The organism is Brevundimonas sp. (assembly GCF_036677305.1).
Classification (GTDB): domain Bacteria; phylum Pseudomonadota; class Alphaproteobacteria; order Caulobacterales; family Caulobacteraceae; genus Brevundimonas.
This window is the reverse complement of the sequence record NZ_JAKFEB010000088.1, coordinates 1-24,072: the sequence shown is the minus strand read 5'-3', so window position 1 is coordinate 24,072 and position 24,072 is coordinate 1. Positions and strand designations below refer to the sequence as shown.

Genomic DNA, 24,072 nt, shown 5'->3' with positions numbered 1-24,072 from the left:
GTCATTTCCGTATTCGCGGCTTCCCGGTTGAACTCCCAGATCCGGGACGACATGAACAAGGTCATGATCATCGTCGATGTCGATGACATGGCGGCGACGAACCTGAACCAGCTTGCGGACTATCTGACCTTCATCGCCCTGGCCCAGGTGGACCCCGACGCCCGGACCGCGGGCTATGACACCATCCTGAATCTGTTCAACGCGCCGCAGAGCGTGGACGGACTGACGGACTGGGACATGTCCTATCTGACATCGCTCTACCGGGCGCAGAACGCCCCCGCGCGCAGGATCAATCCTGCGGCCCAGGCCACAGCGATGGCCTCCGACATGATCCGCGACCGGCGGGCGGCCCAGACCGCAGGCGAACAGACTCCGCCGCGAGAATGAACCTCACAACGCGGCTCGCCCGAACGGTTCAGCGCTCCGCGGCCTGCTCCTCATCGACGGCGCTGCCGCGATAGGCCCCTGCGATCGCCGCCGCCACCGCCTGGACCTGGCTGCGCTGGTTGATCCGTCGCGACTCCGAGCCCCGGTCATACAGGCCGTCCAGATAGGCCAGATCCCAGCCGCTCAGCCCCGCCGGAGCGGCGGCGGGATCGTCGAACAGGTTCAGGATGGTGTCGAACGCGCGGGTGTCCGCCTTCGGGTCGACCTGGGCCAGGGCCACCATGGCGACGTAGGCGCCGAGTTGCTCTGCGGTCGCCCCGTTCAGCCGGTCGACATCGATGATGATGAAGACGCGCTTGAGGACGTCCACATACTGGCTGCTCAGACGCGACGGGGAATCCACCTCGGTGATCGGCGCATAATCCATCACCGCGCCGGGTCCGGCCGCGGCGCCGTTTACCTCGCCCGGCATCCGGATCACGGGCATGCCGGTTTCACTGTTGATCGGCAGACTGACATGCCACCAGCGGACCGGACGGTCCTCGCTCATGAATTCCCGCAGCGATGCGGCGCCGCGATCCATGCCGGGCGAGCCCACGCGGAACAGCACCGGCCGGACGGCCACGAACTCCTGGGCGAAACGCGCCGCATCGGTGGTGGCGATGATCAGGACGCTGGGATGGCATTCCGGCTCGTGCGCCCGAAGTCCGAGGCTCCGGGCGACATCCGAGACCTGATCGGCGAGCTGCTGCGCCAGCGGCGGTTCGAAATTGGCGACACCGACGCAGATGCCGTCATGCCATCGCGCGAGACCGCGCCGGCGTGCGGGGGCTGCAACCAGATCGACATAGGCCTCGGCCGCCTCTTCCAGCCGCCGGGCGTCGACGATCACGTCTTCCAGCCGGGTTGGCTCCGTCTGCTGGGCGGAAGGGGGCGGGACCTGCTGAATCCCCAGGGCCAGGGCGATCAGACTGCTGACGATCATGGCCGGGGGCTCCCGCCGTCCTGGCGTTCGAGTATGCGAGCAACCGCCGCGGCGTGATGCGAGCCTTCGAGCCGTTGCGGCCAGGAATCGTAAAGCGCTTCCAGATAGCCGCGATCCCAAGCTGTCAGCTGGTTCGGAGCGGCAGGCGCGTCGAAAATGTTGAGGATGGTGTCATAGGCTCTGGTATCGCCGTCAGGATCGACCTGGGCGAGACTGACCATCGCCAGATAGTCGGCCAGCTGATCGCCGGCCACATGCTCCAGCTTTCCGGCGTCGACGATGACAATCACCTTGTTCAGCATGTCGGTGATCGGGCGGCCATTGTTCACAAGCCCCTCGCCAGGAACGAAGATCGGACCGGAATCGCCCGGCATCCGGATGGCCCGGGCGCCGGTGGCGCCCACAACCGGCATGCTGACATGCCACCAGCGGACCGGGGCGTCCGACTGGCGAAACTGTTCAAGCGCCACCTTGCCACGATCGAGTCCGCCGACGCCGAGGTGGAAGGCGCGTCGGTCCGCTTCCACCAGCGCGCCGGCCATCGCACGGCCGTCATCGGCGAAGATCACCACTACGTTTGGCTGGCATCCGGGCTCTCCCAGCCGAACGCCGTATTCATCGGCCACGGCCGAGATGCGGTCGATCAGCCCCTGGGCCTGCGCCTTTTGCAGGTTGACCACGCCAATGCAGACGCGGCTGCGCCACCGCGCGATCCCCCGCCGACGCGGCGGCGCGGCGACCTCGTCGACAAACTCCTCCACCCGGTCCGCCAGCGAGCGGCCGTCCACGACGACATCGCCCAATTCGGTCGGCGGATCCTGCGGCGGCGGCGGTGCGACCGGCGCGGTCTGGATGGCCCCCGCAAGCATTGCGGAAACCACTGCGGTCAGAACCCCCATGTCGGCCTCTTCCACAACCACACGCTGTAGCGCCCGAGCAATCTAACACGTGGCGGCAGCGGTCGCCACACGGCGGCGGCCGGGCGGCGACGGGTTCTGGCGACTTCGCGCCTGCCGACTCTACCGCTCGCCCTCCGACGGATTCCCTCGCGTGCGCGCCATCACCCGCGAGATGGCCTCCAGCTGCGCCCCCGGCTGCCTCTGGTCGAGGCGGGCGTTGTACAGCGCCTGCAAATATGACCGATCCCAGTCCGTCAGCCCCGATGGCGCGCCGTCGCCGTCGAACAGATTCAGGATGGTGTCATACCGCGACGTGTCCGCGTCCGGATTGACCTGGGCCAGGGCGACCATGGCGACATAGTCGCTCAGCGCCCCGATGCTGGTTCCATTCGCCTCGTTGAAGTCGACGACGATGAACACCCTCTGCAGGTCGTTCTGGAGTTCGGTGCGGAGACGCGAGCCGGTTTCCCCCGACGTCCCTCCCGGTTCCTGGCCCGGCAAACGGACCAACGACTGGCCTGTATCGGCATTGACCGGCAGACTGATATGCCACCAGCGCACCGGCATGTCGGCAGCCTGAAAAGCCTCGAGGTCTTCGCGGCTTCGGTTGGCGCCGGTGACATAGGTCAGGAACAGCCCGGGCCGGGCATTGACCATGGCCCGCGCCATCTCCTGACCGTCCGCCGCCGCGACGACCAGCACATTGGGCCGACAATTCACGTATTCGGTCTCGACCCCTAAGTCGCGCGCGGCCCGATCAATCCTGTCCACCATGAACCGCACGAAGTCGCGGCGCAGATAGGCGACACGGACGCACAGCTTGCGGTCCCACCGGGCGGGACCGAAGCCGGGCAAGGGATCCGCCACCTCGTCCACGAAGCTGCGGACGATCTCCTCCAGGGGCCGGTTCTCCACCACGACATCGGGAAGCTGCGTGGCTTGCTGAGGCGGCGTCTGCGGCCCGCCGAACGCGATCGCCGCGACCGCCATGGGAATGAGTCCAGCCACCAGCGTCTCTCCTGCGAGCTACGACCTTCCTGACACCGGGGCATGTTGCGCCACATCGGCCCGAAAACGAAACGGGCCGCCGCTGCAATGCAACGGCGGCCCGGGAAATCGTCGGATCGACCAGCGATCAGATGTCGTCGTCTTCCTTGAGCAGCTCTTCCTTGGTGATCGGCGTGTCGGTCACCTTGGCCGTGTCGAAGATCAGGTCGCAGACCTTCTCCTCATAGATGGGGGCGCGCATCTGGGCGGCGGCGTTGGGGTTCTGGCGGTAGAAGTCCAGCACCTGACGCTCCTGGCCCGGATAGTTGCGGGCCTCGTTCATGATGGCGTTGTTCAGCTCCTGGTCGGTGACCTGGACGTTGTTGGCCCGGCCGATCTCGGCCAGCACCAGACCCAGGCGCACGCGGCGCTCGGCGATCTTCTGGTATTCTTCCTTGAGCTTCTTCTCGGACTTCTTGGCGTCGTCCTCGGGCAGGCGGCCGGCTTCCTTGTCGGCCTGGACCTGCTGCCAGATGCCCTCGAACTCGGCCTCGACCATCTTGGGCGGCAGGGCGAAGTCGTGGGCCTTGTCCAGGGCGTCCAGCAGCGAGCGCTTCAGCTTGAAGCGGGCGGCGCCGACGTACTGCTGGTTCAGGTTGGTGCGCAGCAGTTCCTTCAGCTTGTCCAGCGACTCGATGCCGATGCGCTTGGCGAAGTCCTCGTCGACCACGGCGGGGGCCTCGGCCTTGATGGCCTTGACCTTGACGTCGAAGGTCACGGCCTTGCCGGCCAGGTGGGCCGCTTGATAGTCCTCGGGGAAGGTCACGTTCAGGACCTTCTCCTCGCCGACCTTGGCGCCCTTCAGCTGCTCTTCGAAGCCGGGGATGAAGCGGTTCGAGCCGATCACCAGCTGGGTGTCCTCGGCGGCGCCGCCCTCGAAGGGCTCGCCGTCCAGCTTGCCCAGGAAGTCGATGGTGACCTCGTCGCCGTCGGCGGCCTTGACGGTCTTGCCGGTCTTTTCGACATACGACTTGGCCTGGCCGGCCAGTTCGGTCAGGGCCTCGTCCAGATCGGCGTCCGACGCTTCATAGGTCGGGCGTTCCAGCTTCAGCTTCTTGATGTCGGTCGGGGTGAAGTCGGGCATGACTTCCAGGGCCATTTCATAGGCCAGGTCTTCCTGACCGGCGATGACCTTGTCCATGTCGGACGTCAGCTTCATCTCGGCGGGGGCGGCCGGACGCACCTTGGCGTCGTCCAGGGCCTTCTGGCTCGAGGTGTTCAGCGCATCGTTGACGATTTCGCCCATCAGGTCGCGGCCGAAGGTCTTCTTGACGTGCGACATCGGGACCTTGCCGGGACGGAAGCCCTTCAGCTTCATCTGCGGCGCGACTTCCTTCAGCTTGGCGTCCAGCTTCTGGTTCAGCTCGGCGACGGGGATGGTCACCGCGATGACGCGGCTGAGACCTTCGTTGGACTTTTCGACAACTTGCATGGCCGGGATTCTGACGCTCTGTGGCGGCGCCTTATCAGGCAGGCGCTGCGCGGTGTGGGTAAAGCAACAAGGGCCGCCCTTTGGAGGCGGCGCCTTTGAAGCCCGCCCTTATGTCGATGACGGTCCCAAAGGTCAACGTGAGACGCAGCACAGGGTATGGTTTCGATCCGGGCGGCGGCGCGCTATCAGGACGCCATGAGCTCCTCCGCGCCCCCGATCGGCGTCGCCGTCTTCCCGGTCACGCCCCTGCAGCAGAACTGCACCCTCGTCTGGTGCCGCAACACCCTGAAGGCGGCGATCATCGATCCGGGCGCCTCGGTGGACGCCCTGCTGGCGGCCGTGGCGAAGCAGGGGCTGACCCTGGACGCCATCTGGATCACCCACGGCCATCTCGATCACGCCGGCGGCGCGGCCGAGATGCAGGAGAAGACCGGGCTGGACATCATCGGCCCGCACCCGGACGACCAGTTCTGGATCGACGGCATTCCGGCCCAGGCCGAGCTCTATGGTTTGCAAGGCGCGCGCAGCTTCACTCCGACGCGCTGGCTGGCCGACGGCGACGTGCTGACGCTGGGGGACACGACCTGGGAGGTCTACCACTGCCCCGGTCATACGCCGGGCCATGTCGTCTTCTTCAACCGGGCGGCGCGCTTCGCCCAGGTGGGGGATGTGCTGTTCCAGGGTTCGATCGGCCGCACGGATTTTCCGCGCAGCGATCACGCCAGCCTTCTGAACGCGATCACCACCAAGCTCTGGCCGCTGGGCGACGACGTCGCCTTCGTGCCGGGACATGGCCCGACCTCAACCTTCGGAGCCGAGCGGCGCAGCAATCCCTTCGTCTCCGACGAGGCGATGCGCCGGGCGCCGATCGCGCGCCCGGCCACGGGTCCGTCCTAGCGGGCGGCCAGCAGGCCGATCACCACGCCGATGCCGAGCGCGTAGAGCGTCGCCTTGACCGGCTCGGCCTCCACTGCGTCGCGCAGCCGTTCTCTGCGGGTCATGCCCCAGTCGCGCGCCTGCGCCGCGTCCTCGCGGATCGCCTGCCTCAGCGGCCGGACGCCGAAGGTGCGGCCCTCGGCCAGGATCTCGTCGGCGCGGCGATCCAGATCGGCCGTCGAGGCGTTCACGTCGTCATCGATATCCTCGACGTTGATCGGGCCGGTGTAGGTGTCGGTCATGGAGGGCTCCTGCGTGTCGGTTCAGCCCGTCAAACCGCCGCGCGGCGCGCCGGTTCCGGGCAAAACGTCGCGCTCCCGAAACGTGATTGAACAGCGCTGCGGTACGGAACGTTTCCTTCCCGAGAAGGAGACCGCGATGACCTATATCGAGCCCGACACGCCCGGCGGCCAGCCCGAGATCATGCCGCCCGATACGCCCGGTCCGGACTACGAACCGGGCGGCGCCCCGCCCGAGGATCCCGGAAGCATGCCCGAGGAAATGCCGCAGCAGGATATCCCCGGAGGCGAGCCCGGCGACTCGCGTCCGTACGGCTGACGACGTCGCAAACTCTGTGATTCGTTCGCAATTCTGTGACCCGACACCCGGAACCGGACGGGGATGGAAGGGTTCACTCCAGCAACCGCCACCGTCGCCACGAAAGGAACCCCCCGATGGCTCAAGGTCAGCCCACCCGCGCCTCCGGCGTCTCCAAACGGGGCTTCGCCTCGATGGACCCCGAACGCCAGCGTGAGATCGCCCGCAAGGGCGGAGCCAGCGTACCCAGCGAGAAGCGGAGCTTCTCCCAGGACCGCAGCCTTGCGGCGCAGGCCGGCCGCAAGGGCGGCGAAGCCTCCCACGGCGCCCGCACGCGAGAGCCGGGTACGATCGTAGAATAGCGATCGGCTGCCGCAGAATTCCAGAGGGCGGCGTCCGCGGACGCCGCCCTTTTTCGTGTCAGGCTTCCAGCAGCGCCAGGGCCACGGCGGGGGCCTCGCCCGTTTCAAAGGCCGCGACGGACCAGCCCGCGGCCTCCGCCAGCCGGCGGACGGCCTCCTCGGTGAATTTCCGCGAATTCTCGGTGTGGATGGTCTCGCCCCGGATGAAGCGGACCGTTTCACCGCCGAGGTTGACCGCCATGTCGCGCGTCGCCTCCAGGTGCATCTCCATGCGCGACTCCGCCGGGCTCCACACCGCGCGATGGGCGAAGGCGTCGACATCGAAGTCCGACCCCAGTTCGCGGTTGGCCCGGACCAGAAGATTGCGGTTGAAGGCCGCCGTCACCCCCGCGGCGTCGTCATAGGCGGCGATCAGGACCTCGGGCTCCTTGACCAGATCCACGCCGAGGACGAACAGCGCATCGTCCCCCAGCAGCGACCGCGCCGCCTTGAGGAAGGCGACGGCCTCCCCGGGCTCCAGATTGCCGATCGTCGAACCGGGGAAGAAGCCGACCCGCCGGCCCTGACCCGTTCCCGCCGGCAGGGCGCCGAGGTGCAGGAAGTCGCCGACCAGCGGCGCCACCGTCAGCGCCGGATAGGCGTCGGCGATCCGGCGCGCGGCGGCGTCAAGCGCGTCTGCGCTGATGTCGATCGGCACATAGGCGGCGAGGTCCGGGGCCGCGTCCAGAACGATGCGGGTCTTCTCGCTGGCGCCGGAGCCGAACTCGACCAGCGCCGCGTCCGGACCGAACCGCCCCGCCCACTCCGGCGCCACGCGACGGAGGAGCGCCGCCTCCTGACGGGTCGGATAGTATTCCGGCAGCCGGGTGATCTCCTCGAACAGGCGCGAGCCCTCGGCGTCATAGAACCATTTCGGCGAAGCGACCTTCGGCGACCGGGACAGCCCGGCGGCCAGGTCGCGTCGGAACCGGGCGGTCTCTCCGGGCTCGGCGTCCCGCGTCAGCAGCGCCGGAGCGTCGTCGGCCAGTCGCAGTCCCATGAACGCCCACCTTTGATGCGGATAGAAGAAGTTGCGGTAGCTGACCCGCGCATGTCCCTGCGGCGTGGCGAAGGACGAGCCCCGCAGCACCATCTGGTTGGCCATGAACTTGCCGTTGTACTCGGAGGCCGTGCCTTCGGTCGGCCTGAAGCCGGCGTAGGGGGCGTAGGCGCTGGCGGTCCACTGCCAGACCTCGCCGAAGGCGTTGGAGAAGGCGTCGGGCCGACATCGCACCGCATGCTCCCACTCCGCCTCGGTCGGCAGCCGCTTGCCCGCCCAGCGGGCGAAGGCGTTCGCCTCGTAGAAACTGACATGCCGGACCGGTTCGGTCGGATCGACAGGGATGCGGCCCATCAGGCTCATGCGCGTCCAGCGGCCGTCGTCGGCGCGCCAGTAAAGCGGACCGGCCCAGCCTTCGGCCTTCACCGCGGCCCAGCCGTCCGCCAGCCACAGTTCGGGCCGGGCGTAGCCGCCGTCCTCGATGAAGGCGATCCAGTCCCCGTTGGTCACCAGATCGTTGGCGAGCGCATACGGCTCCAGCCACACCCGGTGCGCCGGACTTTCGTTGTCGAAGGCGAAACCGGCCCCGCCGTGGCCAATCTCGACCAGGCCTCCCTCGAACCCGGACCAGCCGGCGCGCGGCGGCTCGAGCCCGCTCGTCCGGGGCGGGACATCAAAGGCCGCCGGCTCCAGCGGCGAGCGCGACATCAGGTTCAGCAGGTCCATCAGGAAGAGTTCCTGATGCTGCTGGTCGTGATGCAGGCCGAGGGTGAACAGGTAGCGCCGAAGGGGGTCCGCATCCCCCTGCCCCAGCCAGGCCGTCATCCGCCGGTCGATCTCGCGGCGATAGGCCATGACCTCGTCCAGCGACGGACGGGTCATCAGGCCGCGGTCGCAGCGCTCCACCCGCCGGCCGAGGGCTTCGTAATAGCTGTTGAACAGGGTCTGGAACCGGGGATCGACCGGTTCGTATCCGGGCTCCTGACCCAGGATCATGGCCTCGAAGAACCAGCTGGTGTGGGCCAGGTGCCATTTGCCGGGACTGCAGTCCGGCATGGACTGGGCGGCCAGGTCCTCGGCGCTCAATCCGGCGGCGAGCGCGGGCATGACCGATCGCACCTCGCGATAGCGGGTCAGGTCGTCGGCGATCCTGTCCGGGATGCGCGATGGCGCGTTCATCTGGTCCGCCCCTGGCTGTTTACGCCGGACCGGCGCTCGGGCTCCGAACGGCCCACGGTCCCGGTTTGTTCCAAACTAGGTACGTTCCGTGAAGCTTCAAGGATGCTCCGCTCCCTAAAGCGTCGAGATGGCCTCGATCACCTCATCGACAGCCGATTCCCGCGTGGCCCATGAGCAGACGAACCGCACCGATCCGTCGTCGAAGCGGTAGCAGGCCCAGCCCATGTCGTTCAGCCGCTGGTGCGCCGCCGGCGGCATGCGCACGAAGACGGCGTTGGCCTCGACCGGGTGCGCCAGGGTGAAGGGAGACCGCGCCGCGATCCCGTCGGCCAGCCGCTGGGCCATCAGATTGGCGTGGGCGGCGCCGTTCTCCCACGCCTCGCTTTCCAGCAACCCCACGAAGGGCGCCGCGAGGAAGCGCGCCTTGGACGCGGTCTGTCCCGCCTGTTTCAGCCGGTTGTCGATCCGCCGCGACAGGCTCTTGTCGAACATGACGATGGCCTCGGCGCAGTTGGCTCCCGCCTTGGCGCCGCCGAACACCAGAACGTCCACCCCCAGCCGCGCGATCTGCGTCAGGTCGAAGCCCGCCGCCGCCGCATTGGCCAGCCGGGCGCCGTCCATGTGGACGCCATAGCCCCTCATTTTCACCGGCTCGATCAGGTGTCGCAGCTCTTCCTCGGTGTAGACCGTGCCGTATTCGGTCGACTGGGTCAGGCTCAGCGCCGCGGGCGGCTGGCGATGGCCGACCTCGGGTTCCTCGAGCGCGGCGTTCAGCGTCAGCGGGTCGATCTTGCCCGAGAAACCGGGCAGGCCGATCAGGCCCACGCCAGAGCCGAAGAAGCCGGGAGCCCCGGTCTCATCCGTGCAGACGTGGGCGGCGTGGTGGGCCAGCACCGCCTCATGCGGCCAGGCCAGCATCGACAGGGCGATGGCGTTGGCCGCCGTGCCCGAGAAGACGAAACGGATGTCGGCGTCCGCATCCAGCCGGCGCCGGATCAGGTCCGCGGCCCGCGCCGTGACGTCGTCCGAGCCATAGGCCCGCGCGTAGCCGTCGTTGGCCTCGACGAGGGCCTGCATCGCCGCCGGCGCCATGCCCGCCGTATTGTCGGATCCGAAATCGTAACGCACGCCTCAGCCCTCGCCGCCGCTGTCCTGATGGGCGTCGCCCGGCGACGGATCGCTGGCCTTGCCCGACCGGGTTTTCCGGCCCGCCCCCGGCGCCGCAGACGCCCTGGACGGCCTGCCCTTGGCATAGGGCACGGCGACCTGATGGGGAAACGGGATTTCGAGCCCGGCGGCGTCCAGCGCCTCCTTGGCGGCCTGGAGCACATCAGCCTTGGCCTGCCAGTAGTCGTCCGATTTCGTCCAGGCCTGCAGGGTCATCTCGACCGAACTGTCCTTCAACAGCGTGACCCCCGCCCATGGCTCGGGATCGGGCAGGACCTGCGGATGGGCCGAGGCCGCGCCGATCAGGGCCTCGCGCGCGGCGTTCAGGTTGGCGCCGTAGCCGACGTTGAATTTCACCTCCATGCGCCGCGTCTTCTGGCCGGACAGGTTCAGGATGGTGTCGCTGAACACCTTGGCGTTGGGCACCACGATCTTGACGTTGTTGGCGTCCGACATCTGGGTCAGGAACAGGTCCAGCCGCTGCACCTTGCCGACCCGGCCGCCGACATCGATCAGGTCGCCCACGCGATAGGGGCGCAGGATCAGCAGCATCACCCCCGCCGCGACGTTCGACAGCGTGCCCTGCAACGCCAGGCCCACCGCCAGCGAGGCCGCGCCGAGAACCGCGATGATCGAGGTCGTCTGCACGCCCAGCCGTTGCAGCACGGCGATGAAGCCGATGATGTAGACCAGCACCCGCACGACCTGGACGGCGAAGCTGAGGACCGTCGGATCGTGACGGAAGCCCCTGACCCGCGACAGGGCCCGGCGCGTCAGGCCGCAGGCCCAGCGCGAGGCGAAGACGGTGACGATCAGGATGATGACCGCGATGGTCAGGTTGATCGCGAAATCGCCGGCCATCTGGGTCAGCTTGGCGATCATGGCGGCGTCCAGCGCCGCGGCCTTCTGGCCCGCGGTGACCGCCTCATTCAGGGGAGCGACGAGGGAAGACATGAGCCGGGTCTAACGCTTCGGTCCCGATTTGGAACCCCGCGCCGGTAATTCCGGCTTCTTGCTTCGTCTTCGCCGTCCTAGACTCGGGGTATGGGCGAGGCTGCAAAACTTTCGGCGCTGAAGGTCGGCGTCGATGTGCCATGGGTCACCAGCTGGACCGGCGAGCCGGTGCTGGGCGTACGGCCCTGCTCCTCGGTGAACGGCGCCCTGGCCATCGTCCAGGCCGACAACGCCGGCTACGGCAAGCCCTTGTATTCGCAGAACCATGCAGTTCGTCAGCGCCTGTCCGTCCGCGACATGCTGTGCCCCATGTGCGGCAAACCCACGACGCCCGGGGACCGCTACACCCAGGTGGCGCATCCCTTCGCGGCCGGCAGCCTGCGCGCCACGGGACGCGGCGGCGCCCTGCCCGACGATATCGAGGACGATCGGGTTCTTATCGACGCCGGGGCCATTGCGCCGCTGCATCTGGCCTGTTCGAGCCGGTCGTTGCGTTACTGCCCGCACCTCAAGGCCGACCCGCATATAGACGTGCGTCCCTTCCCGCGATCATGGGTGGTGCTGCCCCTGACCGTGAAGGCCGAAGCGCCGCCGCAGTTGTTTCTGGCGAAGGCCGAACCGCGCCGCGAGGTGCCGGTGATCGGCTTCCTCCAGCTCTGCGGACTGACGGACCAGCGCGACCCGTCGTGGCGGAACCGGACTCAGCCCGCAGGCTGAGCGATCCGTCCGCCGCCGCCCTCGATGGCGTCCAGAAGGTCCATGACGTCGGCGATCGTGTTCGCCTCCCGCGCCGGCTTGTCCCAGCGGATGCGGCTGACGCGCGGGAAACGCATCGCCACACCCGACTTGTGCCGCGTCGAGCGGTTCAGTCCCTCGAACGCGATCTCCAGCACCAGGCCGAAATCCCGCTCGGCCCGGACAGAGCGGACGGGGCCGAACCGCTCGACGGTGTGGTCGCGCACGAATTTGTCCAGTTGCTTCAGCTCCTCGTCGGTGAAGCCGAAATAGGCCTTGCCGACAGGCGTCAGAGGCCCCTCTTCCGTCCAGACGCCGAAGGTGTAGTCGGAATAGAAGCTGGAGCGCTTTCCGTGGCCGCGCTGTGCGTACATCAGCACCGCGTCGATGACGTGCGGGTCGCGCTTCCACTTGAACCACGGTCCCTTGGGCCGGCCGGCGACGTAGGCGCTGTCCCAGCGTTTCAGCATCAACCCCTCGGCCGCCGCCCCCACCGGGGGATCGGCGCGCAGGACAGCGAGGTCCTCCCAGGTTGAGTACGGGACGATCGGCGACAGATGCAGCCGGTCCCCGCCCGCCCCGGCCGCCGCCTCGAGCCGCGCCCGCCGCTCGCGCAGGGGCAGGGCCCGGAGATCCTCGCCGTGATCGGCCAGGATGTCATAGGCGACAACCGCCGCGGGGAAGGCGGCCATGGTCTTCGCATCGACCGTCTTGCGGTTCAGACGCTGCTGCAGGTCGCCGAACGGCGCCACGCTTCCGTCCCGCCAGACCACCAGCTCCCCGTCCAGCGCGCCCTCGAAGGTCAGGCCCGCCATGACATCGGGAAAGGCCGCTGAAATCTCGTCGCCCGTGCGGGAGTAGAGCTTCTGCACCCCCTCCTCTCGCACCGCCTGGACGCGGATGCCGTCCCATTTCCACTCGGCGGCGAAATCCTCCGGCGACAGCTTGGCGAAGTCGACCGCCTCGTCGATGGCCACCGCCAGCATGACCGGCCGGAACCGGCCCGGCGCGTCGCCGCTGGGCCGCTCGGACCGGCCTTCCAGCCAGGCGAACAGGTCTGCGTAGGGCGGCTCAAGCGCATGCCAGATCTCCTCGATGTCCGAAGCGTCGACCGGATCCAGCGGCGTGACCGCTTCGTCGCCGTCGGGGTCCGGCGGTTCGCTGACCGCGGCGGGCCGCATCATCGCCGCCGCCGTCTTGGCCAGACGCGCCGACAGGCCGACGCGCAAGCCGCCCGTCATCAGCTTCAGCAACGCCCAGCGCCCCTTGGGCTCCAGCGCGTCCAGCCAGCCCTCGAGCAACGCCTTGACCTCGGTCCTGCCCGCCGTCCGCAGGGCCTCGACCACCTCTCCCAGCTCGGGTTCCCGATTGGGCCGGTGGTCGGGATCGCGCGGCCAGACCAGCGCCACCGTCTCGGCCAGGTCGCCGACGTAGTCGTAGGACCAGCCGAACAGCACCCCGTCGACGCGCGCCTCGACCGCCTTGCGGATCATCGCCGGCTTGGCCGCGTCGAACGTCAGGTCTCCGGTCAGGGCCGCCAGCGCCCAGCCCCGGTCCGGGTCCGGCGTCGCCTTCAGATAGTCCCGCACCAGCACCAGCTTCGCATTGCGCGACGCCGTCAGCGACAGTCGGTCCAGCAGTTCGGCGAAGGCGCGCATCCGACCTCATGTAGACAGCACTGACCCAAACGAAATACGCCCCGGAGGTTTCCCGCCGGGGCGTCATCATCTGCGATGCGGCGCGATCAGGCCGCCGCGGCCTGGGGATTGTCGATCCAGCTCCTGAGTCCCGCCCGGCCTCCGCCGACCCGGTTCATCAGTTCGGCCAGGGCCGCGAAGTCTATCGGCTTGTTCAGATAGGCGTCCGCCCCGGCGTCCAGGCCCGCGGCGTGATCCTCGCTGCGCGCCGAGGCCGACAGGACGACGACCGGCGTCTCGCGGTTGGCGCCTTCGCCGGCCCGGATCGCGCGCGTGGCGGTCAGGCCGTCCATCACGGGCATGTTCACGTCCATGATGATCAGGTCGAAGGTCTGGTCCTGGACCATGTCGACGGCGATCTGTCCGTTCTCGGCGCTGACCGAGGCGTGGCCGGCCGAACCCAGCCAGGCTTCCAGGATCATGCGGTTGACGGGATGGTCCTCCACCACCAGCACATTCAGCGACTGGCCGTCGACCGCCTCGGCGTGGCTGGCCTCCACCTCGGCCTGGCGGGCCCATTCGACGACGTCGGACTCGACCGAGAAGGTGAAGGTCGAACCCTGTCCAAGGGTCGAGGTCACGCTGATGTCGCCGCCCATGATGTTGGCCATGCGGCGGGCGATGGTCAGGCCCAGGCCCGTGCCGCCGAAGCGGCGCGTCGACGAGCCGTCGACCTGGGTGAAGGGCTGGAACAGCCGTTCCAGATCCTCCGGCGAGATGCCGGAGCCGGAATCGGTCACGGCGAAATCGAAACGCACGCGATCCTCGGCCAGCCGCTCGCCGCGGACGACATAGGCGACCTCGCCGCGGTCGGTGAATTTCACCGCGTTCGACAGCAGATTGTGAATCACCTGGCAGACCCGCAGCGGGTCGCCGCGCACCACGGACGGAATGTCCCCTTCGAACCGGGTCTCGAAGCTCAGACCCTTGGCCTCGGCCTGCGCCTGGAACGGCCCCGTCACGCGCTTGTGCAGGTCGTCGATGGAGACGTCGACGACCTCGAAGGTCATCTTGCCCGCCTCGATCTTGGTCATGTCGAGAATGTCGTTCAGCAGGCTCAGCAGGTTGTCGCCGGAGTTGCGGATGATCGACAGATATTCCCGCTGCGTCGGCTCCAGAGGCGTCGCGCCCAGCAGCTGGGCCGCGCCGAGGACGCCGTTCATCGGCGTGCGCAGCTCGTGCGAGATGACGCCCAGGAAGCTGGACTTGGCGTCGTTGGCGGCGTTGGCCCGGTCGCGGGCAGCCTCCAGTTCCTCGATCAGGTGCGCCTGATGCTCCTGGAAGGCGCGGATCCGCTCTTCCCGCAGCATGGTCATCATGACCAGCACCACCAGGCCGGCGCCGGTGAACGGCACCACGGCCAGGAACTGCCAGAAGGTCGGCGTGCCCCACAGGCTGGCGGCGATGATCAGCGCCGCGACGCCATAGGGCGAGGAGATCACCATCGCCTGGCGCGGCGAACTGCGCAGCTGGGCGAACACCAGCACATAGCCTGAAACCAGCAGGGCCATGGCCAGCGTATGTCCGAACTCGGCCCCCGAGAACCACGCCAGCAGCGGCGCCGTCGCCCAGGAGGCCGTCGTCGCGGTGGCAACGGCCGGGAACACCATGCCCCAGCCCGTGCCCACGCGTTCGCTGATGCGTTTCTCGACCGCGCCGCGCAGGGCGCCGGCGGCCACGGTGCCCACGAACCAGAGCGCGGCGGTGGTCAGGCCGACCGTGGCCAGCAGGCCCACGGCCCAGGTGCCGATGATCATGTAGCGGAGGTATTGCGTCTGCAGAATCGCGCGAAGCGCCTGCGCGGCTTCGCCAGCGCCCGGTTCGCCGTTGATCGACTTGCCGATGCCGTCGGATTCCACCATGCGCGCCCAACCCCCGTTACGTCCGGGGCGAACGCTATGGCGAAGTCTCTAAGACGAGATGAACGGTCATCGATTTGTGAAATCGTCGTTTTTCGAGTCTCAGCGGCCGGCTTCGGCCTCCGCAGGAGTCAGGGCGCGTATGGACAGGGCGTGGACGCGGCCGGCCAATTCCTCGCGCAGCAGGGCGTTGATCGCGCGCTGGCGCTGCACCCGCGGCTGACCTTCAAAGGCCGCCGCGACCACGGTCAGGTTGAAGTGGCTCTCGCCGCCGGCCTGCCCGTCGACGCCGCCCTCATGATGGTGGCCGGCGTGCCGGCCGCTGTCGTCCTCGATCACCAGCCGCTCGGGCGACAGGCCCGCCGTCAGTTTTTCCCGGATAATCGTCGCAATCGGGCCTTCCGGCATGGGTGTGTCCTTGTTGGTGACCAATTCCACCTTACACTTGCACCGATGTCATCAGAGTTTGAATACAAGCCCCGCTTCAAGGACATGCGGATCAAACCGCCGCGCCCCGAAGAGGAGGCGGCGGAGGCCGACGTCCTGCATCTGAAGCCCGGCGAGAAGCCGTGCCAGTGGCCCGACTGCCGCGCCGCCGCCACCGCCCGCGCCCCCAAGTCGCGTGAGCGGCTGAACGACTTCTATGATTTCTGCCAACGCCACGCGGGCGAGTACAACAAGGGCTGGAATTTCTACGCCGGCATGAGCGACGGCGAGGTCCGCGCCGCCAAGGAAAACGAGGCCATGACGGGCGGCCGCCCGACGTGGGAGATGAAGGCGGGCAAGTTCAGCCGCGAGGCCGCCGCCTTCGCCGCCAAGATGGGCACCGCCAACACCAAGGGCGCCGGCAGCTGGCAGGACAGCTTCGGCCTGTTCGGCCGCCGTATGAAGGAACAGACCGGCCCGGCCGGCGAGGACACGCTGCGACTCGGCAAGCTGGAACGCGCAGCCCTGGCCACGCTCGACCTCGACGCCCGCACCGACAAGGCCGGGGTCAAGGCGCGCTATCACGAGATGCTGAAACGCTTCCACCCGGACCTGAACCAGGGCGACCGCGGCGCCGAGGCCAAGCTGCAGAGCGTCATCAAGGCCTACAAGACGCTGAAGAAGGCGGGACTTGCGGCCTAGCATCCCGCCGCAGAACGCCTAACTCTCGGGCTCCCCCCGCACAGGAGCCGTCCCATGGAAGTCCTCTACAAAGCCCACGCTGTCGCCTCGGGCGGCGGCCGCGACGAAGGCCGCTCGGCCACCGACGACGGCAAGATCGACGTGCTGCTGTCCGTCCCGACCGAGATGGGCGGCAAGGGCGGGGCCGGCACCAACCCCGAACAGCTGTTCGCGACCGGCTACGCCGCCTGCTACCTAGGCGCCCTGCGGCTGGTCAGCGGCAAGGCGGGAACACCCGTCGGCGCGGACACCAGGGTCCATTCCACCGTCGGCTTCGGCAAGAACACCCGGGGCGAGGGCTTCAACCTCGACATCGCCCTGAAGGTGACCGACCACGGTCTCGACCAGGCTGTCATCGACGACCTGATCCAGAAGGCCCATCAGGTCTGCCCCTATTCCAACGCCACGCGCGGAAATGTGGATGTGGCGCTGACGGCTGAGTAACGACCGGCTGTCGGACGGAACGCTATCGCCTCGACCGGGGCGATAGTATTTCGCCCAATGCAACTAAAGCTATACACGACCGTTCTGTATTCCTGAGGTGCTGGGAGGCGCTTGGGAAAATGAAGCGCCAGATTCAAGACAGCAAAATTAGCCGCCAAAAACTTGACCTTTGCCTGTTCCGGGAGAGCGACAGCGATACCCACGCGATCGATTTACTTGGCCTGTCGTCCAGTATCGCCGCCTATGCCTGTGCGATAGGAAGAGACGCATCCCGCCGGGTCAGATCGCGCCGCGCGCCCGGACGCCTCTGACGTCTGCCGGATTCGACGGACCCGCCGCCCCGGCCTTAGGCTGGGCCGATGACCCCATCGCCCAAGGTCCTGATCGTCGGCGCCGGTCCCGCGGGACTGGCCGCGGCGTTGTTCCTGAGCCGGCGCGGCGTGCCCGTCCGCCTCATCGACGCGGCGGCTGAACCGATCCGCACCTCCAAGGCGCTGGGCGTCAATCCGCGCACCCACGTCCTGCTGGAGGAGACCGGCGTCACCGCCCGCATCCTCGCCGAGGCGCAGGAGATGCGGACCCTGTTCGTCCATCACAACGGCAAGCCGCTGACGACCCTCAAGCCGGACTGGAAGGCGCTGGGCGCGGCCCATCCGATGGTCATCCTGCCCCAGGCCCGCACCGAGGCCCTGCTGGCCGAGGCGCTCGCGGCGTTCGGCGTCGCCCCGGAACGCGGCAGGGCGCTGGCGGCCGTGTCCCAGACCGCCGACGCCGTCACCGCGACCCTCGCCGACGGCGAGACCATCACCACGCCCCTGCTGCTCGCCGCCGACGGCGCCCATTCCACGGTGCGCAAGGCGCTGGACCTCGACTTCCCCGGCGACGGCTGGGACGAGCCCTGGCAGCTGATGGACGTCGACATCGACGGCCTCGAGCCCGATCAGGGCTGGGTCGACCTGCACGACGAGGGCGTCCTGGTCGCCCTGCCCTTCTCGGGGAAGACCTTCCGCCTGATCGGCTTCGGCCGGCCGCTGCTGGACGACCTGCCGCCCGAGTGGACCATCGGGACCGTCCACTGGGAGAGCGACTTCCGCATCTCCCACCGCATGGTCGAGCGCATGACCGTCGGGCGCATCTGTCTGGCCGGCGACGCCGCCCACATCCATTCGCCGATGGGCGCGCGGGGCATGAACCTCGGCATCGAGGACGCCTTCGTCTACGCCGCCTGCGCCGCCGACTTCCTGAACGGAGAGCCCGGCCGGCTCGAGGACTACAACCGCATCCGCCACCCGGTCGACGCCGCCGTGGTCGACCGGGTGCGGGGCCTGACCAATATGGTGCGCAACACCTCGCCGCTGGCCGACTGGCTGAAGGGCGTGGTCCCGCCCCTGCTCTCGCGTCTGCCCTTCGTGCTCAATGCGGGTCTTCGTGTCGGCATAGGCCTCGACCACCCGGTGGTGGTGCGGTAATCCCGCCTCCATGACCTCCCCGCTCGACGCCACCCCCGATCCCCTGCTGACGCTGGAACCGCACCGCCGCGCCACCGTGCGCGAGATCTTCGGCGTCGACTCCGACATGACCGTGCCGGTCTTCACCGAGCGCGACAGCCATGTGCCCGAGATCGACGAGGCCTATCGCTTCGACCCGCAGACGACGCTGGCCATCTGCGCCGGCTTCGCCTTCGACCGCCGCGTCATGGTCCAGGGCTATCACGGCACCGGAAAGTCGACCCACATCGAACAGGTCGCCGCCCGCCTGAACTGGCCGATGGTGCGCGTGAACCTCGACAGCCACGTCAGCCGCATCGATCTGGTCGGCAAGGACGCCATCGTCCTCAAGGACGGCAAGCAGATCACCGAATTCCGCGAGGGCATGCTGCCCTGGGCCATCCAGCGCCCGATCGCGCTCGTCTTCGACGAATACGACGCCGGCCGCCCCGATGTGATGTTCGTCATCCAGCGCGTGCTGGAAGCGCAGGGCCGCCTGACCCTGCTGGACCAGAACCGCGTCATACGCCCCAACAAATTCTTCCGCCTGTTCTCGACCACCAACACCATCGGGCTGGGCGACACCTCTGGCCTGTACCACGGCACCCAGCAGATCAATCAGGGTCAGATGGACCGCTGGAACATCGTCACCACGCTCAACTACCTCGACCACGACGTTGAAACGGAAATCGTGGTGGCCAAGGCCCCCGAATGGAACACCGCCGAGGGCCGCCGCGCCATCGCCGCCATGGTCCGCGTCGCAGACCTGACCCGCAACGCCTTCATGAACGGCGACATCTCGACGGTCATGAGCCCCCGCACGGTCATCACCTGGGCCCAGAACGCTACCATCTTCGCGGGGGATGTGGGTCTCGCCTTCCGGCTGACGTTCCTGAACAAGTGCGACGAGCTGGAACGGCCGACGATCGCGGAGTTCTACCAGCGGGCGTTTGGCGAGGACCTGCCGGAGGCGGCGACGCGGGTGAAGGTGGGGTGATTTCGGCCGTGTTCGGATTGGCTCTCGGCCTGTTGGCTCAGGAGGCCGCCGAACGACCGCCCCGGCCTTCGGACGACGCCATGTTGGCCCAACTTCTGGATGGGCGAACGGGCGCGCGGGTGCTGTCGATCAGCTTCCGGGAGACGCCGTTGGGTGGAGGCCGTGTCGCCTGCGGCTTGATCGATATCGACGGAACAATCGAACCTTTCGCCCTGTTCGCTGCATGGCAGCCGATCCGGCCGCCTTTCGTGCTCCAGGAAGGAGTCCCGCCTCCGCCGCCAGAGCCGGCCGGCTGGCGTCTGTCTGACGTGGCGCCGAAGCCCGCCGATCAAAACGGCGACGGCGTCATTGACCGTGCGGAGCGGGACATCAATACGCTGGGACGCAAGCTGGCTTTGGCGACTTGTGAGGAAATCACGCCGCCGCCCGGCGTCCGCTGGGCACTGGAGCTTGAGCGAGCCCCGGACCGGTAGCCGTTCGTTCAAAGGCGGACGACAGCCCCGTTCCGCCACGCCCCCGCCGCCATCCCGCGCGCCGTCTCCCGCACCCCTTCCGGCCAGCCTTCCACCGCCGCGTCGAACGCCGTCCAGTCGCCGGCGAACAGCATGCGGGTCGCCTCCTCATAGTCCGGCAGGTCTCCGGCGATGGCGGTCATGAAGCGGTAGGCCGCCTCCTTCGCCTTGCGCGCCCGATCCGGCCCCTCGGCCTCGCGCAGGGCGCCCTCGACCAGTTTGCGCAGGGCCACCGAGGCGCCGCCGGGCTGGGTGGACAGCCAGTCCCAGTGGCGCGGCAGCAGGGTCACCTCGCGCGCCGTGACGCCCAGTTTCGGACGGCCCGGGCCGCGCTTCTCCGCCTCGGGCGCTGAGGCCAGACGGCCAAGGGCGGCGGCCACGTCGCCGCGCAGGTCCAGGTCGACGACCCGGGCGGTTCCGGCGTCGAAGGTCAGGACGGTCTCGCCCGCATCGGTCGCCGTCTTGACCGCCGCCACGACCTCGGCGGCGGGGCCGCGGGCCAGCAGGCGATGGCCGGCGAAGGCGAACAGGGGGTGGTCGGCGGCGACGGTCACGGGCGGCTCCTCTGGATCAGGAGCCGGGATTTATCCGGGTCAAATCTTCACGTCAATATCACCCGGGTATAATTCTCCATGGTCCGGAACGAAAAGATTGCCCGGGGACGCCTTGCCGCAGGAACCGGGACTGCCGACATGCGCTTCGGGTGCAGGCCTCCCCGCCCGTTCGCAGCAAGGATTTCCCCATGACCGACCAACGTATCGAAGGCGCCGCAGACACCCTGACCGGAGAGGTCCAGTCCGGCCTCGGCCGCATGACCGGCGACAGCAAGCTTCAGTTCGAAGGCAAGTTCAACGAGTACAAGGGCAAGGCGAAGGACGCCTATGGACGCGTCATCGACGGCCTGGACGGCCTGGTCGAGAAGGCGCCGGTCCAGTACCAGGACAAGGCGCGTCAGGGTCTGGACTTCGCTCGCCGCAAGCCGCTGCTGACCACGGGCATCATCGCCGGCCTGGCCATCCTGCTGGGCGGCGTCGGCCGCCGCCGCTAGCCTTCTTCTCCCCGACATTCCGGGGCGCTCGACGAGCGAACCCGGAATGACGCTGAATAGAGAAAGGCCCGGACATTTCTGTCCGGGCCTTCTTCGCATCAGTCTGCGGCCTGGGCCTCGACGGCCTTCACCTGCGCCGCATTGGGCCCGGCGATGTCGAAGGCGATCTTGCCGTCCTTCAGCGCCACCTTCACATGGCCGCCGCGCGTCAGGCGTCCGAACAGGATGTCGTCGGCCAGCGGCTTCTTGATGTGCTCCTGGATGACCCGGGCCAGGGGCCGGGCGCCATACAGTTCGTCGAAGCCGTTCTTGGCCAGCCAGTCGGCCGCCTCGTCGGTCAGTTCGATGGTGATGTTCCGGTCCGCCAGCTGGGCTTCCAGCTGGATGATGAATTTGGTCACCACCGACTTGATCGTCTCGGCGTCCAGCGCCTTGAAGGCGACGATGGCGTCCAGACGGTTGCGGAACTCCGGGGCGAACAGGCGCTGGATGGCCTTTTCGTCCTCGCCCTCGACCTTGCCCCGGCCGAAGCCGATGGCGGCCCGGGCGTTGTCGGCGGCGCCGGCGTTGGTGGTCATGATCAGGATGGTGTTCCTGAAGTCGACCTTCTTGCCGACCGCGTCGGTCAGCATGCCGTTGTCCATCACCTGCAGCAGGATGTTGTAGACGTCCGGGTGGGCCTTCTCGATCTCGTCCAGCAGGACCACGGCGTGCGGATGCTGGTCGACGGCGTCGGTCAGCAGCCCGCCCTGGTCATGGCCGACATAGCCCGGAGGCGCGCCGATCAGACGGCTGACGGTGTGCCGCTCCATGTACTCCGACATGTCGAAGCGCAGCATCTCGATGCCGAGGGTCGAGGCCAGTTGCTTGGCCACCTCGGTCTTGCCCACGCCCGTCGGGCCGGAGAACAGGAAGGCGCCGATCGGTTTCTGGGGATCGCGCAGGCCCGCGCGGGCCAGCTTCATGGCCGCGGAGACCTGTTCGATGGCTGACGACTGGCCGAAGACGACCCGGTTCAGATCGGTTTCCAGCGCACGCAGGCCCTCGGTGTCGGACTTGGAGACCGACTTGGCGGGGATGCGGGCCATGCGGGCGATGACGGCCTCGACCTCCTTCTGGCCGATGACCTTCTTGCGCTTCGATTCAGGCAGCAGCATCTGGCTGGCGCCCGCCTCGTCGATGACGTCGATCGCCTTGTCCGGCAGTTTGCGGTCGGTCATGTAGCGGGCCGACAGCTCGACCGCCGTGCGCAGGGCCGCGTCGGTGTAGCGCAGCTTGTGGTGGCCTTCGTACGAGGTCTTCAGACCCTTGAGGATCTTGATCGTGTCCTCGACCGTCGGCTCGTTGACGTCGATCTTCTGGAAGCGGCGGGCCAGGGCCCGGTCCTTCTCGAAATGCTGGCGGTACTCCTTGTAGGTCGTGGAGCCCATGCAGCGCAGCGAGCCGGAGGCCAGGGCGGGCTTCAGCAGGTTGGACGCGTCCATGGCCCCGCCGCTGGTCGCGCCGGCGCCGATCACCGTATGGATCTCGTCGATGAACAGGATGGCGTTGTCGTGCGTCTCCAGTTCCTTGACGACCTGTTTCAGCCGCTCCTCGAAGTCGCCGCGATAGCGGGTGCCGGCCAGCAGCGCCCCCATGTCGAGGCTGTAGATGGTGGCGCCTTCCAGCACCTCCGGAACCTCGTGGTTGACGATCTTGCGGGCCAGGCCTTCTGCGATGGCGGTCTTGCCGACGCCGGGGTCGCCGACCAGCAGCGGATTGTTCTTGGTCCGGCGGCACAGGATCTGGATCGCCCGCTCGACCTCGGCCAGGCGGCCGATCAGGGGGTCGATCTTGCCGTTGCGCGACTTCTCGTTGAGGTCGACGCAATAGGCCTCCAGCGCCTCTCCGCCGGTCTTGGCGGCGGCCGCGTCCTCGGCGTCCTCGGGCGAAGAGCCGGTCTTGGCGGGGCGGGTCTCGCCGGAACCGCCCGACTTCTTGGCGATGCCGTGGGCGATGTAGTTGACCGCATCGTACCGCGTCATGTCCTGCTCCTGCAGGAAGTAGGCGGCGTGGCTTTCGCGCTCGCTGAAGATGGCGACCAGCACGTTGGCGCCGGTGACCTCCTCCCGGCCCGAGCTCTGGACGTGGATGACGGCGCGCTGGATCACGCGCTGGAAGCCGGCCGTGGGCTTGGCGTCCTCGCCGTCGCTGGTGGCGAGCGCCGCCAGGTCGGTGTCGACGTACAGGGTCAGCGCCGCCTTCAGATTGGTCAGGTCGACGTTGCAGGCGGTCATGACATTGGCCGCGTCGGGGTCGTCGATGAGGGCCAGCAGCAGGTGCTCGAGCGTGGCGTACTCATGCCGGCGCTCGTTGGCGTAGTGCACCGCGCGGTGCAGGGTCTCTTCGAGAGGACGGGAGAACGAGGGCATGGACAGATCCTCTCAGTCTTTTTCCATCGTGCATTGCAGGGGGTGCTGGTGGCGGCGGGCGGTCTCGATCACCTGTGCGACCTTTGTTTCGGCCACCTCGTAGGTGAAGACGCCGCAGACCCCGACCCCATGCTGATGCACATGCAGCATGATGCGAGTCGCGGCCTCGCGGTCCTTTTGAAAGAACCGCTCCAGCACATAGACGACGAATTCCATCGGCGTGTAGTCGTCGTTCAGGATCAGCACCCGGTACAGCGAGGGCTTCTGAAGTTTCGGCTTGGTCTCGGTGACCGTGGCGGCGCCGAGGCCTCCATCGTTTTGTTCACCTGGCCTGCGTGACGGCGGCATTCGTGGTCCAGTTTGGGGAGAAGACGGATCAGATAGGGAATGATGGCCTGAATTGAAGGCGCGTCCAGTCACAGCTTTATGTTTTGCCGTGGGGTGTGTTCTCCCTCCCGCTTGAGGGAGGGATTTCGGCGCGTGAGCGACGGCAGGGTGGGAGCGGCTCGAGGGCGGGGTGCGGCCTGGCGGCCGCTCCCACCCGGTCGCTGCGCGACCTCCCTCCCCCGAGGGGGAGGGAGAACGCGGACGTGCGTCATCGTCCTGCCGGCGCGGGGGCCGGAAAGTGCGGGGAGGTCGCGGAGCGCAGCGGCTAGCCCGGAACCGTGATGTGGCCCCCTGCTTTCGCGTTACGGGGACCGGATATGTTTTTCGGCGTCGCCGCCTTCGCTCCGCGCGACCGGTTCACGCAAGCCGACGGGGGCGGGCTTCTGGTGGCGGCCCGCGGGGTT

At 68.0% G+C, this 24,072-nt stretch carries 24 protein-coding genes and 1 pseudogene; 11 read left to right on the top strand and 14 right to left on the bottom strand.

Features of this window, described 5'->3' with window-relative positions:
- A pseudogene (locus V6M42_RS05370) lies at positions 1-387 on the top strand (hypothetical protein); the annotation flags it as partial.
- A 28-nt stretch (positions 388-415) separates the two neighbouring features.
- On the opposite strand, the gene V6M42_RS05365 reads toward V6M42_RS05370, so the two are convergent.
- From V6M42_RS05365 to tig, 4 genes are all read right to left on the bottom strand, one after another.
- On the bottom strand, positions 416-1,372 hold the full coding sequence (locus V6M42_RS05365) for a hypothetical protein (RefSeq protein ID WP_332677664.1): 957 nt from the start codon (positions 1,370-1,372) through the stop codon (positions 416-418).
- Positions 1,369-2,271 (bottom strand): hypothetical protein, encoded by a 903-nt coding sequence (locus tag V6M42_RS05360; protein ID WP_332677662.1) that lies wholly within the window; start codon positions 2,269-2,271, stop codon positions 1,369-1,371. Before V6M42_RS05360 ends, V6M42_RS05365 begins: the two co-directional genes overlap by 4 nt.
- A gap of 120 nt (positions 2,272-2,391) precedes the next feature.
- Complete coding sequence (locus V6M42_RS05355; protein ID WP_332677659.1) at positions 2,392-3,279, bottom strand: hypothetical protein; 888 nt, start codon at positions 3,277-3,279, stop codon at positions 2,392-2,394.
- Positions 3,280-3,406: 127 nt separating this feature from the next.
- A complete protein-coding gene (tig, locus tag V6M42_RS05350; RefSeq protein WP_332659244.1) occupies positions 3,407-4,750 on the bottom strand; it encodes a trigger factor in 1,344 nt (447 codons plus the stop codon).
- A 195-nt stretch (positions 4,751-4,945) separates the two neighbouring features.
- On the opposite strand from tig, the gene V6M42_RS05345 reads away from it, so the two are divergent.
- Positions 4,946-5,647, top strand: coding sequence for an MBL fold metallo-hydrolase (locus tag V6M42_RS05345; protein ID WP_332677657.1), 702 nt, complete (start codon positions 4,946-4,948; stop codon positions 5,645-5,647).
- On the opposite strand, the gene V6M42_RS05340 is transcribed toward V6M42_RS05345, so the two are convergent.
- Complete coding sequence (locus tag V6M42_RS05340) at positions 5,644-5,928, bottom strand: hypothetical protein (protein WP_332659245.1); 285 nt, start codon at positions 5,926-5,928, stop codon at positions 5,644-5,646. The two genes, V6M42_RS05345 and V6M42_RS05340, sit on opposite strands and share 4 nt — an antisense overlap.
- Before the next feature lie 136 nt (positions 5,929-6,064).
- Here V6M42_RS05340 and V6M42_RS05335 point away from each other — a divergent pair, with 136 nt between their 5' ends.
- Both V6M42_RS05335 and V6M42_RS05330 read left to right on the top strand, forming a co-directional pair.
- A complete protein-coding gene (locus V6M42_RS05335) occupies positions 6,065-6,244 on the top strand; it encodes a hypothetical protein (RefSeq protein ID WP_332659246.1) in 180 nt (59 codons plus the stop codon).
- 116 nt (positions 6,245-6,360) lie between these two features.
- The gene (locus V6M42_RS05330; RefSeq protein ID WP_056615161.1) at positions 6,361-6,585 is read left to right on the top strand and encodes a general stress protein; all 225 of its coding nucleotides are present in this window, start codon (positions 6,361-6,363) and stop codon (positions 6,583-6,585) included.
- 58 nt (positions 6,586-6,643) lie between these two features.
- On the opposite strand, the gene egtB is transcribed toward V6M42_RS05330, so the two are convergent.
- The 3 genes from egtB to V6M42_RS05315 all read right to left on the bottom strand — a co-directional run bounded on the left by egtB (position 6,644) and on the right by V6M42_RS05315 (position 10,924).
- Positions 6,644-8,803 carry an ergothioneine biosynthesis protein EgtB gene (egtB, locus tag V6M42_RS05325; RefSeq protein WP_332677655.1) on the bottom strand — a complete coding sequence of 720 codons (2,160 nt, stop codon included), beginning with the start codon at positions 8,801-8,803 and terminating at the stop codon, positions 6,644-6,646.
- 114 nt (positions 8,804-8,917) lie between these two features.
- The gene (locus V6M42_RS05320) at positions 8,918-9,931 is read right to left on the bottom strand and encodes a threonine aldolase family protein (RefSeq protein WP_332677653.1); all 1,014 of its coding nucleotides are present in this window, start codon (positions 9,929-9,931) and stop codon (positions 8,918-8,920) included.
- Between the two features lie 3 nt (positions 9,932-9,934).
- Entirely contained in the window at positions 9,935-10,924 is a 990-nt protein-coding gene (locus V6M42_RS05315) for a mechanosensitive ion channel family protein (protein WP_332677651.1), read from the bottom strand.
- A gap of 90 nt (positions 10,925-11,014) precedes the next feature.
- On the opposite strand from V6M42_RS05315, the gene V6M42_RS05310 reads away from it, so the two are divergent.
- The gene (locus tag V6M42_RS05310; RefSeq protein WP_332677649.1) at positions 11,015-11,641 is read left to right on the top strand and encodes a hypothetical protein; all 627 of its coding nucleotides are present in this window, start codon (positions 11,015-11,017) and stop codon (positions 11,639-11,641) included.
- On the opposite strand, the gene V6M42_RS05305 is transcribed toward V6M42_RS05310, so the two are convergent.
- The 3 genes from V6M42_RS05305 to V6M42_RS05295 form a co-directional block, all read right to left on the bottom strand.
- Positions 11,626-13,317 carry a cisplatin damage response ATP-dependent DNA ligase gene (locus tag V6M42_RS05305; protein WP_332677647.1) on the bottom strand — a complete coding sequence of 564 codons (1,692 nt, stop codon included), beginning with the start codon at positions 13,315-13,317 and terminating at the stop codon, positions 11,626-11,628. The two genes, V6M42_RS05310 and V6M42_RS05305, sit on opposite strands and share 16 nt — an antisense overlap.
- Before the next feature lie 86 nt (positions 13,318-13,403).
- Positions 13,404-15,218 (bottom strand): ATP-binding protein, encoded by a 1,815-nt coding sequence (locus V6M42_RS05300; RefSeq protein WP_332659253.1) that lies wholly within the window; start codon positions 15,216-15,218, stop codon positions 13,404-13,406.
- Positions 15,219-15,317: 99 nt separating this feature from the next.
- Positions 15,318-15,623 (bottom strand): BolA family protein, encoded by a 306-nt coding sequence (locus V6M42_RS05295; protein ID WP_332659254.1) that lies wholly within the window; start codon positions 15,621-15,623, stop codon positions 15,318-15,320.
- Positions 15,624-15,668: 45 nt separating this feature from the next.
- Between V6M42_RS05295 and V6M42_RS05290 the strand changes: the two genes are divergently transcribed.
- The 5 genes from V6M42_RS05290 (at position 15,669) to V6M42_RS05270 (ending at position 19,783) form a co-directional block, all read left to right on the top strand.
- Positions 15,669-16,343: a J domain-containing protein gene (locus tag V6M42_RS05290; protein ID WP_332659255.1), complete on the top strand. Its 675-nt coding sequence runs from the start codon at positions 15,669-15,671 to the stop codon at positions 16,341-16,343.
- Positions 16,344-16,397: 54 nt separating this feature from the next.
- Complete coding sequence (locus V6M42_RS05285) at positions 16,398-16,826, top strand: organic hydroperoxide resistance protein (RefSeq protein WP_332659256.1); 429 nt, start codon at positions 16,398-16,400, stop codon at positions 16,824-16,826.
- Positions 16,827-17,185: 359 nt separating this feature from the next.
- The gene (locus V6M42_RS05280; RefSeq protein ID WP_332677645.1) at positions 17,186-18,295 is read left to right on the top strand and encodes an FAD-dependent oxidoreductase; all 1,110 of its coding nucleotides are present in this window, start codon (positions 17,186-17,188) and stop codon (positions 18,293-18,295) included.
- Between the two features lie 10 nt (positions 18,296-18,305).
- Positions 18,306-19,310, top strand: a complete 1,005-nt coding sequence (gene cobS / locus V6M42_RS05275; RefSeq protein ID WP_332659260.1) for a cobaltochelatase subunit CobS — start codon at positions 18,306-18,308, stop codon at positions 19,308-19,310.
- A gap of 80 nt (positions 19,311-19,390) precedes the next feature.
- Positions 19,391-19,783 (top strand): hypothetical protein, encoded by a 393-nt coding sequence (locus V6M42_RS05270; protein WP_332677642.1) that lies wholly within the window; start codon positions 19,391-19,393, stop codon positions 19,781-19,783.
- Between the two features lie 8 nt (positions 19,784-19,791).
- Here the strand turns inward: V6M42_RS05270 and V6M42_RS05265 are convergent, their stop codons facing one another.
- Entirely contained in the window at positions 19,792-20,376 is a 585-nt protein-coding gene (locus V6M42_RS05265) for a DUF2239 family protein (RefSeq protein WP_332677639.1), read from the bottom strand.
- A 188-nt stretch (positions 20,377-20,564) separates the two neighbouring features.
- Here V6M42_RS05265 and V6M42_RS05260 point away from each other — a divergent pair, with 188 nt between their 5' ends.
- Positions 20,565-20,870, top strand: coding sequence for a CsbD family protein (locus V6M42_RS05260; RefSeq protein ID WP_332659263.1), 306 nt, complete (start codon positions 20,565-20,567; stop codon positions 20,868-20,870).
- Positions 20,871-20,968: 98 nt separating this feature from the next.
- On the opposite strand, the gene clpA is transcribed toward V6M42_RS05260, so the two are convergent.
- Positions 20,969-23,281, bottom strand: a complete 2,313-nt coding sequence (clpA, locus tag V6M42_RS05255) for an ATP-dependent Clp protease ATP-binding subunit ClpA (protein ID WP_332677638.1) — start codon at positions 23,279-23,281, stop codon at positions 20,969-20,971.
- A gap of 12 nt (positions 23,282-23,293) precedes the next feature.
- Positions 23,294-23,629, bottom strand: a complete 336-nt coding sequence (gene clpS, locus V6M42_RS05250) for an ATP-dependent Clp protease adapter ClpS (protein ID WP_055832546.1) — start codon at positions 23,627-23,629, stop codon at positions 23,294-23,296.
- Between the last annotated feature and the right edge of the window lie 443 nt (positions 23,630-24,072).

Bases quoted from the DNA above. Each gene is read 5' to 3' on its own strand.
- cobS (WP_332659260.1), top strand. From the start codon at position 18,306: ATGACCTCCCCGCTCGACGCCACCCCCGATCCCCTGCTGACGCTGGAA.
- V6M42_RS05270 (WP_332677642.1), top strand. From the start codon at position 19,391: ATGTTGGCCCAACTTCTGGATGGGCGAACGGGCGCGCGGGTGCTGTCG.
- clpS (WP_055832546.1), bottom strand. From the start codon at position 23,629: ATGCCGCCGTCACGCAGGCCAGGTGAACAAAACGATGGAGGCCTCGGC.
- V6M42_RS05345 (WP_332677657.1), top strand. From the start codon at position 4,946: ATGAGCTCCTCCGCGCCCCCGATCGGCGTCGCCGTCTTCCCGGTCACG.
- V6M42_RS05285 (WP_332659256.1), top strand. From the start codon at position 16,398: ATGGAAGTCCTCTACAAAGCCCACGCTGTCGCCTCGGGCGGCGGCCGC.
- V6M42_RS05340 (WP_332659245.1), bottom strand. From the start codon at position 5,928: ATGACCGACACCTACACCGGCCCGATCAACGTCGAGGATATCGATGAC.
- V6M42_RS05310 (WP_332677649.1), top strand. From the start codon at position 11,015: ATGGGCGAGGCTGCAAAACTTTCGGCGCTGAAGGTCGGCGTCGATGTG.
- V6M42_RS05335 (WP_332659246.1), top strand. From the start codon at position 6,065: ATGACCTATATCGAGCCCGACACGCCCGGCGGCCAGCCCGAGATCATG.
- V6M42_RS05330 (WP_056615161.1), top strand. From the start codon at position 6,361: ATGGCTCAAGGTCAGCCCACCCGCGCCTCCGGCGTCTCCAAACGGGGC.
- V6M42_RS05365 (WP_332677664.1), bottom strand. From the start codon at position 1,372: ATGATCGTCAGCAGTCTGATCGCCCTGGCCCTGGGGATTCAGCAGGTC.
- V6M42_RS05300 (WP_332659253.1), bottom strand. From the start codon at position 15,218: ATGGTGGAATCCGACGGCATCGGCAAGTCGATCAACGGCGAACCGGGC.
- V6M42_RS05280 (WP_332677645.1), top strand. From the start codon at position 17,186: ATGACCCCATCGCCCAAGGTCCTGATCGTCGGCGCCGGTCCCGCGGGA.
- egtB (WP_332677655.1), bottom strand. From the start codon at position 8,803: ATGAACGCGCCATCGCGCATCCCGGACAGGATCGCCGACGACCTGACC.
- tig (WP_332659244.1), bottom strand. From the start codon at position 4,750: ATGCAAGTTGTCGAAAAGTCCAACGAAGGTCTCAGCCGCGTCATCGCG.
- clpA (WP_332677638.1), bottom strand. From the start codon at position 23,281: ATGCCCTCGTTCTCCCGTCCTCTCGAAGAGACCCTGCACCGCGCGGTG.
- V6M42_RS05290 (WP_332659255.1), top strand. From the start codon at position 15,669: ATGTCATCAGAGTTTGAATACAAGCCCCGCTTCAAGGACATGCGGATC.
- V6M42_RS05305 (WP_332677647.1), bottom strand. From the start codon at position 13,317: ATGCGCGCCTTCGCCGAACTGCTGGACCGACTGTCGCTGACGGCGTCG.
- V6M42_RS05295 (WP_332659254.1), bottom strand. From the start codon at position 15,623: ATGCCGGAAGGCCCGATTGCGACGATTATCCGGGAAAAACTGACGGCG.
- V6M42_RS05260 (WP_332659263.1), top strand. From the start codon at position 20,565: ATGACCGACCAACGTATCGAAGGCGCCGCAGACACCCTGACCGGAGAG.
- V6M42_RS05315 (WP_332677651.1), bottom strand. From the start codon at position 10,924: ATGTCTTCCCTCGTCGCTCCCCTGAATGAGGCGGTCACCGCGGGCCAG.
- V6M42_RS05360 (WP_332677662.1), bottom strand. From the start codon at position 2,271: ATGGGGGTTCTGACCGCAGTGGTTTCCGCAATGCTTGCGGGGGCCATC.